The sequence below is a fragment of the Salipiger mangrovisoli genome, from assembly GCF_015223355.1.
GTDB lineage: Bacteria > Pseudomonadota > Alphaproteobacteria > Rhodobacterales > Rhodobacteraceae > Salipiger > Salipiger mangrovisoli.
The window spans coordinates 49,174-62,603 of sequence record NZ_JADFFK010000024.1 but is presented as its reverse complement, the minus strand read 5'-3'; the positions used below and the strand labels follow the sequence as shown (position 1 = coordinate 62,603).

Sequence of the window (13,430 nt, the reverse complement as noted above, 5' to 3'; positions counted from 1 at the left end):
GCCGCAACCGGAATCTGCGCCCTGCCGCGCGGCTTTTCGCCGTCCTCAGCGCCGGGACTGGATCAGCGTCGCGGGCTCGCCATCGAGCTCGAGGATGCGGGTTGCCAGCCGTTCGGCCTCGGCCAGTGCGTGGGTGACGAAGAGCACCGCCGGGCGGGTCTCGGCGATCAGCGTCTCGGTCAGCGCCAGCATCGCCTCGGCCCGCGCCGGATCAAGCGAGACGAAGGGTTCGTCCATCACCAGCAGCTCGGGCCGCCCGGCAAAGGCCCGCGCCAGCGACAGCCGCCGCTGCTGGCCGAGCGACAGGCTGCGCGGAAAGGCCCCGCCGCGGCCCTCGAGCCCGACCCGGTCCAGCATCGCCTGCGCCGCGCCCTCGCTCAGCTCGGGATGCACCAGCCGCAGGTTCTGCAGGGCGCTGCGCCAGGGCAGAAGCTGCGGCTCCTGGAACACCAGCGCCTGTCGTGCCGGGCGCAGCACCTCGCCCTCGAACTCCGGGTCGAGCCCGGCGACGATGCGCAGCAGCGTCGACTTGCCGATGCCCGAGGGGCCAAGCAGCGCCACGGTCTCGCCGCGCGCCACGGTGAAGGCGACGTCGCGCAGCACCAGGGTCTCGCCGAAGCGCTTGCGGCGGATCGCGACCTGGACCGCGGCGGGGCGCGGGTGCCGGGTCACCGGACCTCCGCGAAGAGACCCTCGGGCAGGTGATCCGCCTGCCCCACCAGATCGGCCCCGCCAAGCTCGGCCATCAGCGCCAGCAGCCGGTCGGCGGCGGCCCCATCCACCGGGCCGCGCGCCGGGATACCGGCGATCCAATCGGCGCGCAGCGCGGCGAACTCGGCCTCGTCCGCGGCGTTCATCTGCGGCCGCAGCGCCTCCCAGGCGGCATCCTGGCTGGACAGCGCCGCCTTGGCGTCGCGGCTCGCCTCGTAGAAGGCCTGCGCCAGGCCCTCATGCGCGGCGAGGAAATCGCCCTTGAAGTAATAGCCGAGCAGCGGCACGTCGGGATCGAGCCCCAGCGCCTCGGAGGCGGTCGCGACCGAGATCAGCTCGCGCATCCCCGCGGCCTTCATCTTCGCCAGGAAGTGCCAGAAGTTCACCGCCCCGGCGTAGTCCCCCGAGAGCCCCGCCTTGAAGATCAGCGGCGGCGCGCCGAACACCTGCTCGGTCTCGGCGGCGAGGTCCATGCCGTATTCCTGCTGCGCATAGGCGCGCAGGATCAGCCACGACTTGTCGAGCGGCCCGCCGGCGATGCCGATCTGTCCCCCGGCAAGATCGGCCAGCGTCTCGGCCGCCGATCCTTCCGGCACCAGCAGACCGCCGACCGCGCGAGAATAGGGAACCACGACGTAGTCCATGCCCGCCGCGCGCTGCCGTGCCACCCAGATCCAGTCGGCCACCGCCATGTCGGCGGCCCCGCCCTCGACCGCGATGCGCGTCGCGCCGTTGTCGGCATAGGGCACCATCTCGAGCCGGAAGCCATGCGCCCTGTCGAAGCCCTGCGCCACGATGGTGTCCAGTTCCCAGTTCACCGTGCCGATCTTCAGCACCGCGGCGCGGATCACCGGCAGCTCCTGCGCGACGGCTGGCAATGCCCCGGCGCAGGCCAGGGCCAGCGCGGTCAGAACTTTCTTCATGGTCCGTCTCCCTCCTCCTCCCGCCGTTCCTGCGGCGGCTATGTGCAAGATGTAGCGCATAACCCCGCCGCTTGTCCCGCCGAAGACGCGGGCTGGACCTTGCCGCGCCGCTCGCCTCATATGGCGCGATCCGACCGACCCAGAAAGGCCCGCAGATGACGGACACCAGCAGCCCCCAGGACACGCGCACGCTCTATCTCGAGGACATCGCCGTCGGCGACCGCTTCGTCAGCGGCGAGCACGCGCTCGACGCCGAGCAGATCAAGAGCTTCGCGAGCCAGTTCGACCCGCAGCCCTTCCACCTCGACGAGGCGGCCGGGCAGGACTCGCTGTTCGGCGGGCTGGCGGCGAGCGGCTGGCACACCGCGGCGATCACCATGAAGCTCTTCGTCGCCGCGATGCCGATTGCCAAGGGGCTGATCGGTGCCGGGGTCGAGCTGACCTGGCCCAAGCCGACCCGTGCCGAGGACGTGCTGCACGTGGAAAGCACCGTGACCGAGATCACCCCCTCGCGCTCGCGTCCGGGCCGGGCGATGGTCACCGTCGAGACGCTGACGCTGAACCAGCATGGCGAGCCCCGGCAGCGGCTGGTGTCGCGCATGGTGATGTTCGCGCGCGGGGCGGACTGAACGGCCGCACGCCCCGCGGTTGGGGCGAAGGTCTTGCCTCCCTTGGGAAATTGTCAGCACAGGCATTTTACAAACCTCTGAAACTAGGCCGTTTTTCAGATTGTCAGCTGACAATTTCCCGCCCGGTCCCGCTGGTTCAGCGCCGAAAGCATCGCCGAGACCGAGAATCCGCCCCGGCGGGCAAGCTGTGTCAGCCGTCGCAGGTAGGCGCCGGGCTTGCGGATGTCCGCGTGGCGTTCGAGCAGGCACAGCAAGGTTGCCGCGGCGCGCTCCGGACCCATGATCCGCTGCGCCTCGTGCAGCACCGGCGGTTCGATCCCCATCATCGGCGCCAGCCTGTGCGAGATCGCCACCAGCTCCTGCCAGCCCTTGGGCGCATCGGGGAAGAAGGCCCGGTACTCTTGGCAGGTTTCGGCGACCATCGGCAGGGTCAGCCGCGCGTCTTTCTCTGCCGTCGCACCGCTGTCCAGCCTGGCTGCCCTGTCCGGGGTCGCGCCTTCAGAGTCAGAAAGAGATCTATCTGATTCCTGTATGTGCCGCTCATTCTGGCTGTTGCTGGCGCTCAGTTGCGCGGAGTCGGCAGCCATCGCGACGGTGGTTTCAGGGGCGGTTTCGGGGGCGGTTTCGGGCGCGGGATCGGCGGGCAGCGCCGCCTCGAGACGGCCGACGATCTCGGCCAGATCCGTTTCCGAGCACTTGCGGCGCAGCAGCAGGCGCGCGGCCTCGAGCTGCTCTGCCGCGGCCCCGTGATCGAGCAGCCGCTGGCGCAGCATGCCGAGCCGGGCGCGCAGCACGGCGATGCGTTCGCGGCGCAGGGTCGCCTCGGTGACGGCCCGCTCCAGGGCAGAGGCCATGCGGGCGAGGGGCGACAGGTCGAAGCCGAAGGCGATGCCGATCTGCGCCCCGGCGCGGCGCGCGAAGCGCTTGCCGTTGGGGCTGTCGTGACGGCTGACAACGCCGCTTTCGACCAGCGCCGCGAGATGCCGCCGCAGGGTGCTCTCGGGCATCCCCGAAAGCCGTTCGGCCAGCGCGCGGTTCGAGGGGAAGACGATGGCCGCACCGGGCGCGCCGGGAAGGGCGCGCTCGGGCCAGAAGCTGAGCAGCGCCTTCAGCACCGAAAGCGGACGATGACCCAGGCCATAGGCCTCGGCGGCGGTGGTCAGGTCGCGCAGCAGCGCCCACTTGTCGTGGGAGCCGACCTGCGCCGTCAGGCAAGCCGATAGCGGCCGCCCGACTGGGGATCGGGACGTGTCCAACATGTGTTTTTTCACGAAAGACAACAAATTTCCGGCCCCACACCGTGATGCGGAGTTGACAGGGAACGGCGCTGGCGGCTAACTCAAAGTGCTACTTTCGAGAAGGGCCTTCCGGGATCCGTCCTGGGGGGCTTTTCTTTTTTGTCGCCTGTCCTCTCGTGCCTCCGTTGCTGTCTGCTGCTCTCAACCTTCCGACCGGGTGCTTTGCCAGCGGTCGTGAAGTTCCTTGATGATCTCTTCGGCCTGCGCGTCGAGCCAGCGGTCGAAGCCGTCCGCCGTGCGCGCCGGCACGGTCAGCGTCAGCCCGCGGGAATTGCCGCGGATCTCTGCCAGCGCCGCGCCATCGCGCGCGCGCAGGGTGCGCGGACGCGGGGCAGGGGCCTTGGCCGCGCTCGCCTTGCGCTGGGTGGCGGCGTAGACCGCCTCGAAGCGGGCATCCGACTCCAGTGTCTCGAAGGCAGGCTCGGCCATGGCCGCTTCGGCGCGGGTGCGCGCGGCCTCGGCCTCGAGCGCCGAGGCGAGCGCCATCCAGCGGTCGCGACCGATGCCGGGGGCCGACCCGATGCGGCGCAGGAAGGGCAGGGCAAAGGCCGTGCCGACCTTCAGCATGCGGCTGACCATCGGCAGGTCGATCGACAGCGCCGCGGCGATGGTCTGCCGCTCGTAGCCCGAATCCTGGAGCTGCGCGGCAAAGCTCGCCTTCTCGATGAAGCTGAGGTCCTGCCGCGAGGTGTTTTCCTGCCCCTGCGCCATGACCAGCGCGTGGTCGTCGAGCTGGCGCACCATCGCCTTGACCTTCATCCCCAGCTCGCGCAGCGCGCCAAGGCGCCTGCGGCCGTAGACGATCTCGAAGCGGCCGTTCTGAGCCGGATGCGGGCGCAGCAGCACCGGCACCTGCTGGCCGTAGATCTGAAGACTGTCCCTCAGCTGCGCCTGCGCCGCCGGGTCGAGCCCGAGGCGGTCCTCGAAGCCGGCGTCGTCGATGAGATCGGCGTCGATCTCCTGCACGGCGTTTTCCTGCAGCTTCGACAGCGAGCTTTGCAGCGCGCCGACCGCGCCCCGCGGCATCATCCGCGACTCGGCCGGGTTCGGCTTGCGATCACCGCCGCCGAGCGCCGAGATGCGCGGTTCGAGGATTCCCTTGCGTGCCATCAGCGTCCCCATGCTTTCTGAATGAGAGACTCAATTTCATCATTCACTTGATTCAGTGAATCGACCGCGCGGTCGTAGGTGTTGCGGTGGAATTGCGAGCGATCGACCTCGTAGAGCGTCTGCGTGGTCAGCCCCGCGTCCGAGATCGCGGTGGATTTCAGCATCGAGGCGACCATGACTTCCTCGCCGAAGAGCTGGCGCAGGAAGGCCACCACCTGCTGCTGCGGCCCGTCGTTGGGCTCGTAGCGGTTGATCAGGAAGCGCAGGAAGTCGAACTCCATGCTGGCCCCGGCATTCGACACCACGTCGAGCAGGTCGGCGCTCATCTGCAGGAATTGCGACATCGAGGCGATGTCGAGCATGTTGGGCACGATGGTGATCAGCACGCCGGTCGAGGCGCAGAGCGCCGACATGGTCAGATAGCCCAGTTGCGGCGGGCAATCGAAGATGATCACGTCGTACTCGGCCTCGACCTCCTGCAGCGCCGCGGCCATGCGGGCGAAGAACGGCGGCTGCATGTTGGCCATCAGCGCCTGCGGCGTCTCGTGCTCGAATTCCTGCAGGATCAGCCCGCCCGGCGCCAGGTCGATGCCGGTGAAATAGGTCTGCTGGATGATCTGCGACATCGGCACCGGATCGTCGTAGCGGATCGCGTCGTAGATCGTGCCGGAATGCAGGAAATCATACTCGGGCCGGTAGCCGAACAGCGTGGTCAGCGAGGCCTGCGGGTCGATGTCGACCGCCAGCACGCGGTAGCCCTTCAGCGCCAGGCGCTGCGCGGTGTGGATCGAGCTGGTGGTCTTGCCCGAGCCGCCCTTGAAGTTGAGGAAGGACAGCACCTGCACCTTGTCGCCCTCGCGGCGGCCGCGCAGGTAGGTGCCCTTGGTCTTGGCAGTATTGTCGAGGACCTTGCGGATCTCGCGCAGATCTTCCCCGGAATAGTGTCTTCTTCCGCCCGGCGTGGTATGCACTTCGGGCACGCGGTCCTCGAAATGCAGCTTGCGCAGGAAGCTGGGCGAGATGCCGAGCAGCTCGGCGGCCTCGCCGGCGGAGAAGCGGCGAAGTTCCTTGCGCGCGTCGGGGGCGAAGACCTTCAGCATATGGTCCTCGAGCGCCGCGCTGATCGCTTCGGCGTTCTCCCGCACACGGGCGTTGATATGGATCGGTTCCGCCACGGCTGCCCTCTGTGTTCCCGTTTTCTGGGTAACGCTGTTTTTCGCCAGCGCTTTTATTACCGTTTCTTTACGCAAGAGCGAGCGCGTTTGTCCACAGATTCCTGACGCGGCGGCGCAGGGGGGCGGCTCCAACATCTTGCGCCGCCCGGCGAAGGGGCCGCAAGTATTCGTTCAAGTACATGGAATATATAGATTAAGTCCAGAGATGCGAACGCCGGACGCCGGGCGCGGATTTTCCGGGCGCGGACCGCCCGCGCACAAGGCGCGCCCCGCGACAGGCCGACTCGCCCGTGGCGCGACGCAAGGACGAGTCGGGGCGATTCCAAGCACATGAAGGCTCTAATCCAAGCGAAAGAGACCCTGAACCGGGCGCTATGGCGCGGGCCGGTTCGGCGGGTCCGGCGCGCGGTGATTGACGCGGCGCGCGGCAGGCGGCACCTTCGCGGCCTGGGACGGGAGGACCATGTGCAGGGCAACGACAGCGCGATACGGATCACCGGCCGGGCCGGGGGCGCGGCGCCGCGCGGGCCGGGGCGGGCCGTGGTCACCCTGCTGTCGCTCTGCGGGCTGCTGCTGCTGTGGATCCTCGCCGCCGCGTTGACCGGCGACGCGCGCATCCTGCCGCAACCCTGGGCGCTGGCCGGGCCTTTCGCCGAGGCGCTGCGCTCGGGCGAGCTGGTCCATCACCTTGGCCGCACGCTGACCCGCGTGGCCTGGGCCTTCGTGCTGGCGATGGGGCTCGGCATCGCGCTGGGACTGGCGATGGGGCGCGCGCCGCGGCTCGACCGCTGGCTCGATCCCTGGCTGGTGATCTTCCTCAACCTGCCGGCGCTGGTGCTGATCGTGCTGTGCTACCTGTGGATCGGCCTGACCGAGACCGCGGCCATCACCGCCGTCACGCTCAACAAGATCCCCAGCGTCGCCACGATGATCCGCGAGGGCGCGCGGGCGCTCGATCCGGGGCTGGACGCGATGGCGCGGGTCTACGGCATGCCGCCGGGGCGGCGGCTGCGCCACGTGGTGCTGCCGCAGCTCGCGCCTTTCATCACCGCTGCGGCGCGGGCCGGGGTGGCGGTGATCTGGAAGATCGTGCTGGTGGTGGAGTTCCTCGGCCGCTCGGACGGGGTGGGATTCCAGATCCACCTCTACTTCCAGCTGTTCGACGTCGGGATGGTGCTGGTCTACGCCTTTTCCTTCATCGCCGTGATGCTGGCGGTGGAATGGCTGGTGCTGCAACCCTGGGAGCGGCGCGCGCGGCGCTGGCGCGGCTGAGCGGGTCAGCGCCCGCGAGGGGCGCTGACGGGGCGTGATCTGCGGGCCGCCGGATCAGGCGAGCGCGGCGGTCACGATGAATTCGACGAGGTAGTCGGGGGTCGCCAGCTTGGCTTCGCCGGTGGCGCGGGCCGGCGGGTTGGCGGCATCGACCCAGGAGTCCCAGACGGCGTTCATCGCGGCGAAATCGGCCATGTCGGCGAGCCAGATGGTGGTGGTCAGCAGGCGCGACTTGTCCGAGCCGGCCTCGGCCAGCAGCCGATCGACCTGCGCCAGCGCGTCCTGGCACTGCGCGGTGATGTCCGCGCCATGGCCGACCTGGCCGGCAAGGTAGACGATGCCGTTGTGGACGACGGCCTGGCTCATGCGGGCGCCGGGCTCGATGCGGGTGATGGTCATGGAAACGTCCTTTCAAGGGGCGGCGGGCTCCGTGCCGGAGCGACTGCCGCAAGCCAAGATGCGCGCGGCCGGGCAAAAACTGCCCCGCGCCATCGCGACCAGATAGACCGGGGCACGCGGCGTCATCAAGACCCCCCCGGAAAGCGCTGCGGCGCGGCCGGGAACCCGCCGCGCCGGGTCGCTGCGCGAGGGCGTGGTGCTCTGCTCTGCGCCAGGTGGAAATGTGACGCGACGATACCACTGGAGGATTTTCCCATTTGATCAAAAAATGATCGACAGGGCCCAAAAACTGACCGAACCTCGCGCCATCGTGCCCCGTGACGCAGCGACGCCTGTTTGATCCCCCGGTGGGAGGACGAGATTGGCGGCAGCGGCGCCGGAGCGCGCAGCGAAAGACCAAGAAACTTCAGGGAGAAGACCATGACCCGTCACATTCCGTCGCGGACCACGCGCCTCGGCGCGGCACTGCTGACCGCCGCGCTGCTGTCCAGCACCGCGCTGACCGCACAGGCCGAGACGCCGCCGAACATGCTGGTGATCGCGCAGCGCATCGACGACATCAAGACCATCGACCCGGCCGAGAGCTTCGAGTTCTCCGGTGCCGACATCAGCCGCAACGTCTACGAGCCGCTGGTCGACTTCGACCCGCTCGACCTCGATGCCGGCTACCAGCCCAAGCTGGCGGCAAGCTGGGAGGTCTCCGAGGACGGCACGCAGATCACCTTTGCCATGGCCGATGGCCACGTCTTCGCCTCGGGCAACCCGGTGACCGCCAAGGACGCCGAGTTCTCGCTGCGCCGCGCGGTGCTGCTGAACAAGACGCCCTCGTTCATCCTGACGCAGTTCGGCTTCACCCCCGAGAACGTCGAAGAGACCATCGTCGCCCCCGACGACAAGACGCTCGTCCTGAAGCTCGACAAGGCCTACGCCGTGTCCTTCGTGCTGAACTGCCTGACCGCGACCATCGGCGGCATCGTCGACATGAAGACGGTCATGGAGCACGAGCAGGACGGCGACATGGGCAACGCCTGGCTGCGCGACAACACCGCCGGCTCGGGCCCCTACAAGCTGGCCGCGTGGAAGCCGAACGAGAGCTACACGCTCGACCTCAACCCCGAGTTCACCGGCGACGCACCGGCGATGAAGCGGGTGATCGTCCAGCACATCCAGGAAAGCGCCACCCAGCGCCTGCAGCTCGAGCGCGGTGACGTCGACATCGCCCGCAACCTCTCGCCCGAGGACGTGGCCGGTCTCGAAACGGTCGACACCGTCAAGGTCGTCGACGAGCTGCGTGGCCGCCTGATGTACTGGTCGGCCAACCAGAAGAACGAGATCCTGTCGAACCCGAAGGTCATCGAGGCGATGAAATACGCCACCGATTACCAGGGCATGCAGGACAGCTTCCTGAAGGGCCAGTACATCACCCACCAGGCCTTCCTGCCGAAGACCTTCATGGGGGCGATCGACGACACGCCCTATTCGCTGGACCTGGAAAAGGCCAAGGCGCTGCTGACCGAGGCGGGCTATCCCGACGGCTTCGAGGTGACCATCGGCGTGCGCGAGGCGCAGGACCGCATCGACATCGGCCAGTCGCTGCAGAACACCTGGGGCCAGATCGGCATCAAGGCCGAGCTGGTGGTGGGCACCGGCGCGCAGACGCTCGACACCTACCGCGCGCGTCAGCACCAGATCTCGCTGGAAGCCTGGGGCCCGGACTATCCCGACCCCAACACCAACGCGGGCACCTTCGCCTATAACCCCGACAACAGCGACGAGGCCGGCGCAACCGGCCTGCTGGCCTGGCGCAACGCCTGGGCGCTGCCGGAAATGAGCGAAGAGACCCTTGCCGCGGTGGTCGAGCAGGACAGCGCCAAGCGCGCCAAGATGTACGAGGACCTGCAGCGCGAGTTCCTGAAGACCGCGCCCTTCGCCATCATGTTCCAGCAGATCGAGCAGAACGCGATGCAGACCGGCGTCGAGCATTTCGTGGCGGGTGGCGCAACCACCGCCGTGTCCTACTGGGCCGTGACGAAGTAAGCCCGTGACGCATCAGACGACCAACACCGGGGGAGGGCGCGCCGCGCCCTCCTTTCCGCCGAACTGGCTGAAGAAGACCGTCAGCCTTGCCTTCACCGTGGCGATCACCCTGCTGGGGCTGCTCTTCGTCACCTTCATGATCGGCCGCGTGATGCCGATCGACCCCGTGCTCGCGGTCATCGGCGAGCGCGCCTCTCAGGCGCAATACGACCAGGTCTACCTGGAGCTGGGTCTCGACAAGCCGCTGATCGTGCAGTTCGGCATCTATGTCGGCGACGTGCTTCAGGGCGATTTCGGCACCTCGATCCGCACCGGCAAGCCGGTGGCCGAGGACATTGCGCGCGTCTTCCCCGCCACGCTGGAACTGGCCACGCTGGGCACGCTTCTGGGCGTCGTCCTCGGCGTTCCGCTGGGCGTTCTCGCCGCGGTCTACCGCGGCAGCTGGATCGACCAGATCTCGCGGCTGATCGGCCTTGTGGGCTATTCCATGCCGATCTTCTGGCTTGGCATGATGGGTCTGCTGATCTTCTACGGCATCCTCGGATGGGTGGCCGGGCCCGGGCGGCTCGGCGTCTTCTACGAGGGGCTGGTGCCAACGCGCACCGGGCTGCTGCTGGTCGACGCGATCATCGCCGGCGACTGGGACGTGTTCAAGGACGCGCTGTCGCACATCATCCTGCCGGCCTGCCTGCTGGGCTATTTCAGCCTGGCCTACATCAGCCGGATGACCCGCAGCTTCATGCTCGAACAGCTGAACTCGGAATATGTCATCACCGCGCGGGTGAAGGGCCTCAGCGAGTGGCACGTGGTCTGGCGCCATGCCTTCCGCAACATCGCCATCCAGCTGATCACGGTGATCGCGCTGGCCTATGCCAACCTGCTCGAGGGCTCGGTGCTGACCGAGATCATCTTCGCCTGGCCGGGCATCGGCAGCTACATCACCACCTCGCTGCTGTCCAACGACATGGCCTCGGTGCTTGGCGGGACCGTGGTGATCGGCTCGATCTTCGTGTGCCTCAACATCCTGTCGGACCTGCTGTACCGCTTCTTCGATCCGAGGGCCAAGTCATGACCCCGCAAAGCAACGCATCCGCCAAGCCCGGCCTCAAGGCCTGGCTGCTGAGCGACACGCCGCAGTCGCGCGGGCAGGCGCGTGCCGCCGCCTGGTACCAGGGCTGGCTGCGGCTCACCTCGAACAAGCTGACCTCGCTCGGCCTCATCGTGCTGACCCTGCTGGTGCTTGCGGCGCTCTTCGCGCCGATGCTGGCCACCGACAACCCGTTCGCGCAGGATCTCGGCGCGCGCCTGAAGCCGCCGGGCTGGGAGGGGCACTATTTCGGCACCGACAGCCTTGGCCGCGACATCTACTCGCGGCTGCTCTACGGCGCGCGGATCTCGATCTACATCGTGCTGCTGGTGGCGCTGGTCGCGCCGCTGCTGGGGCTGATCATCGGCACCACCGCGGGCTATTTCGGCGGCTGGGTCGACACCGTGCTGATGCGCGTGACCGACATCTTCCTCGCCTTCCCGCGGCTGATCCTCGCGCTGGCCTTCGTGGCGGCGCTGGGGGCGGGGATCGAGAACGCGGTGCTGGCGATCTCGCTGACCGCCTGGCCGCCCTATGCGCGGATCGCGCGGGCCGAGACGCTGACCATCCGCAACTCGGACTTCATCCACGCCATCCGCCTGCAGGGCGCGGGGCCGGTGCGGATCATCACGCGGCACATCTGGCCGCTGTGCATCTCGTCGCTGGTGATCCGGGTGACGCTCGACATGGCGGGGATCATCCTCACCGCCGCGGGGCTCGGCTTCCTCGGCCTCGGGGCGCAGCCGCCGAGCCCGGAATGGGGCGCGATGATCTCGGAGGGGCGCAAGTACATCCTCGACTACTGGTGGGTGGCCACCATCCCCGGTCTCGCCATCTTCGCCATCTCGCTCGCCTTCAACCTGATCGGCGACGGTCTGCGCGACGTGCTCGACCCGAAGGAGAGTGGCAAATGAGCAATCTTCTCGATATCGAGAACCTCTCGGTGCGCTTCCCGACGCGCTCGGGCAGCTTCGAGGCGGTGCGGGGGATCTCGCTTTCGCTCGGCCGCGAGCGTCTGGGGATCGTCGGCGAGTCCGGCTCGGGCAAGTCGATGACCGGACGGGCGATCCTCGGGCTCATCCGCAAGCCGGGGCAGGTGACGGCGGACCGTCTGGAGATGCAGGGCGAGAGCCTGCTCACCGCCTCGCCGAAGCGGATGCGGGCGATCCGGGGCAAGCATATCTCGATGATCATGCAGGATCCGAAGTATTCGCTGAACCCGGTGATGACCGTCGGCGACCAGATCATCGAGGCGCTGCGCACGCACGAGAAGGTCGGCAAGGCCGAGGCCTACAAGCGCGCGCTGGAAATGCTCGATGCCGTGGCGATCCGCGAGCCGGAGCGGGTGATGAAGCTCTATCCGCACGAGGTTTCGGGCGGCATGGGCCAGCGCATCATGATCGCCATGATGCTGATCCCGAATCCCGAGATCCTGATCGCCGACGAGCCCACCTCGGCGCTCGACGTGTCGGTGCAGCTGCAGGTGCTCGAGATCATGGACAAGCTGGTGCGCGAGCGCGGCATGGGGCTGATCTTCATCAGCCACGATCTCAATCTGGTGGCGGGCTTCTGCGACCGGGTGGCGGTGATGTACGCCGGACGGATCGTCGAGGTCTGCGAGGCGGGCAGGCTGCACGAGGCGAAACACCCCTACACGCTGGGCCTGCTGAACTCGGTCCCCGATCTTGAACGCCCGCGGCCGCGGCTGGAGGCGCTGACGCGCGATCCGGCCTGGCGCGAGGCTCCTTCCGTGAGTGCGCTGCTATGAGCTTGCCAGAGATCCAGATAGAGGGGCTCGAGGTCTTCTTCGGCGACGGCACCGAGCGCACCCGCGTGGTGCATGGCATCGACCTGAACGTCGCGCAGGGCGAAAGCTACGGGCTCGTCGGCGAGTCCGGCTCGGGCAAGTCGACGGTGCTGCGCGCGCTGGTCGGGCTGGTGCCGGACTGGGCGGGCGCGATGAGTGTCGGCGGCGAGAAACTTTCCCGCATCGGGCGGTCAAAGGAGTTCTACCGCCGGGTGCAGATGGTCTTCCAGGACCCCTACGCCTCGCTGCACCCGCGCCAGACGGTGGACCGGGTGCTGAGCGAGACGCTGGCGCTGCACGGTATCAAGGACGGGGTCGATGCGCGCATCGACCGGCTGCTGGAGCAGGTGGGTCTGGGCGGCGGCTTCCGTTTCCGCTACCCGCACCAGCTCTCGGGCGGTCAGCGGCAGCGCGTCGCCATCGCGCGGGCGCTGGCGCCCGAGCCCAAGGTGCTGCTGCTCGACGAGCCGACCTCGGCGCTCGATGTGTCGGTGCAGGCCGAGATCCTCAACCTGCTGTCGGACCTGCGGTCCGAGTTCGGCCTGACCTACCTGATGGTCAGCCACGATCTTGGCGTCATCGGCCACATGTGCGACCGCGTGGCGGTGATGCAGACCGGCGAGATCGTCGAGACGCTGGAGGTGGACGCGATGCGCAGGCTGCAGGCCGAGCACCCCTACACCCGCCACCTGCTCGACAGCGCGCTGCGCTCCTCGGGCCACGCGGGCATGGCCGCCGATGCGAAGCTCTCGGCCGGCTAGGGCAGGGGCCTTTGCGTGAGATGAGAACACCCGGGCAGGAGACTGCCCGGGTGTTCTGCTCTTGGTGGCAATGGGTGAGCGCCCGGCCGGAACAAGGCACGCAGTGCCGCCGGCCAGCGGACGACCGCCCCCCGGGCGGCCGCTCTTGTTGGGGGCAGCGCGCGATCCAACGCCCGTCGGGGTGTCGAGACAAAGCGCCCGGCCACCTGCGCTGGCAGCGG

At 68.3% G+C, this 13,430-nt stretch carries 13 protein-coding genes; 7 read left to right on the top strand and 6 right to left on the bottom strand.

Annotation, left to right across the window (positions count from 1 at the left end):
- Positions 1 to 45: 45 nt before the first annotated feature.
- Together IQ782_RS24365 and IQ782_RS24360 are read right to left on the bottom strand one after the other, a co-directional pair.
- Positions 46 to 672 carry an ATP-binding cassette domain-containing protein gene (locus IQ782_RS24365; RefSeq protein ID WP_194137275.1) on the bottom strand — a complete coding sequence of 209 codons (627 nt, stop codon included), beginning with the start codon at positions 670 to 672 and terminating at the stop codon, positions 46 to 48.
- Positions 669 to 1,634, bottom strand: a complete 966-nt coding sequence (locus IQ782_RS24360; RefSeq protein WP_194137274.1) for an ABC transporter substrate-binding protein — start codon at positions 1,632 to 1,634, stop codon at positions 669 to 671. Before IQ782_RS24360 ends, IQ782_RS24365 begins: the two co-directional genes overlap by 4 nt.
- Positions 1,635 to 1,789: 155 nt before the next feature.
- Here IQ782_RS24360 and IQ782_RS24355 point away from each other — a divergent pair, with 155 nt between their 5' ends.
- Complete coding sequence (locus IQ782_RS24355; protein WP_194137273.1) at positions 1,790 to 2,263, top strand: MaoC family dehydratase; 474 nt, start codon at positions 1,790 to 1,792, stop codon at positions 2,261 to 2,263.
- 95 nt (positions 2,264 to 2,358) lie between these two features.
- On the opposite strand, the gene repC is transcribed toward IQ782_RS24355, so the two are convergent.
- The 3 genes from repC to repA form a co-directional block, all read right to left on the bottom strand.
- Positions 2,359 to 3,522 carry a plasmid replication protein RepC gene (gene repC / locus IQ782_RS24350; RefSeq protein WP_194137272.1) on the bottom strand — a complete coding sequence of 388 codons (1,164 nt, stop codon included), beginning with the start codon at positions 3,520 to 3,522 and terminating at the stop codon, positions 2,359 to 2,361.
- Between the two features lie 180 nt (positions 3,523 to 3,702).
- Positions 3,703 to 4,671 carry a plasmid partitioning protein RepB gene (gene repB / locus IQ782_RS24345; protein ID WP_194137271.1) on the bottom strand — a complete coding sequence of 323 codons (969 nt, stop codon included), beginning with the start codon at positions 4,669 to 4,671 and terminating at the stop codon, positions 3,703 to 3,705.
- A complete protein-coding gene (repA, locus tag IQ782_RS24340) occupies positions 4,671 to 5,846 on the bottom strand; it encodes a plasmid partitioning protein RepA (RefSeq protein ID WP_194137270.1) in 1,176 nt (391 codons plus the stop codon). Before repA ends, repB begins: the two co-directional genes overlap by 1 nt.
- Before the next feature lie 465 nt (positions 5,847 to 6,311).
- Here repA and IQ782_RS24335 point away from each other — a divergent pair, with 465 nt between their 5' ends.
- Positions 6,312 to 7,118 (top strand): ABC transporter permease, encoded by an 807-nt coding sequence (locus IQ782_RS24335; protein WP_194137269.1) that lies wholly within the window; start codon positions 6,312 to 6,314, stop codon positions 7,116 to 7,118.
- Between the two features lie 54 nt (positions 7,119 to 7,172).
- Here the strand turns inward: IQ782_RS24335 and IQ782_RS24330 are convergent, their stop codons facing one another.
- Positions 7,173 to 7,517 carry a RidA family protein gene (locus tag IQ782_RS24330; RefSeq protein ID WP_194137268.1) on the bottom strand — a complete coding sequence of 115 codons (345 nt, stop codon included), beginning with the start codon at positions 7,515 to 7,517 and terminating at the stop codon, positions 7,173 to 7,175.
- 420 nt (positions 7,518 to 7,937) lie between these two features.
- Between IQ782_RS24330 and IQ782_RS24325 the strand changes: the two genes are divergently transcribed.
- The 5 genes from IQ782_RS24325 to IQ782_RS24305 all read left to right on the top strand — a co-directional run bounded on the left by IQ782_RS24325 (position 7,938) and on the right by IQ782_RS24305 (position 13,209).
- Positions 7,938 to 9,554 carry an ABC transporter substrate-binding protein gene (locus IQ782_RS24325; RefSeq protein ID WP_194137267.1) on the top strand — a complete coding sequence of 539 codons (1,617 nt, stop codon included), beginning with the start codon at positions 7,938 to 7,940 and terminating at the stop codon, positions 9,552 to 9,554.
- 67 nt (positions 9,555 to 9,621) lie between these two features.
- Complete coding sequence (locus IQ782_RS24320) at positions 9,622 to 10,626, top strand: ABC transporter permease (RefSeq protein WP_277347901.1); 1,005 nt, start codon at positions 9,622 to 9,624, stop codon at positions 10,624 to 10,626.
- Positions 10,623 to 11,555, top strand: coding sequence for an ABC transporter permease (locus tag IQ782_RS24315; protein WP_194137266.1), 933 nt, complete (start codon positions 10,623 to 10,625; stop codon positions 11,553 to 11,555). The genes IQ782_RS24320 and IQ782_RS24315 overlap by 4 nt, the downstream gene beginning before the upstream one ends.
- A complete protein-coding gene (locus tag IQ782_RS24310; RefSeq protein ID WP_194137265.1) occupies positions 11,552 to 12,409 on the top strand; it encodes an ABC transporter ATP-binding protein in 858 nt (285 codons plus the stop codon). Before IQ782_RS24315 ends, IQ782_RS24310 begins: the two co-directional genes overlap by 4 nt.
- Entirely contained in the window at positions 12,406 to 13,209 is an 804-nt protein-coding gene (locus IQ782_RS24305; RefSeq protein ID WP_194137264.1) for an ABC transporter ATP-binding protein, read from the top strand. The genes IQ782_RS24310 and IQ782_RS24305 overlap by 4 nt, the downstream gene beginning before the upstream one ends.
- Positions 13,210 to 13,430 lie beyond the last annotated feature (221 nt).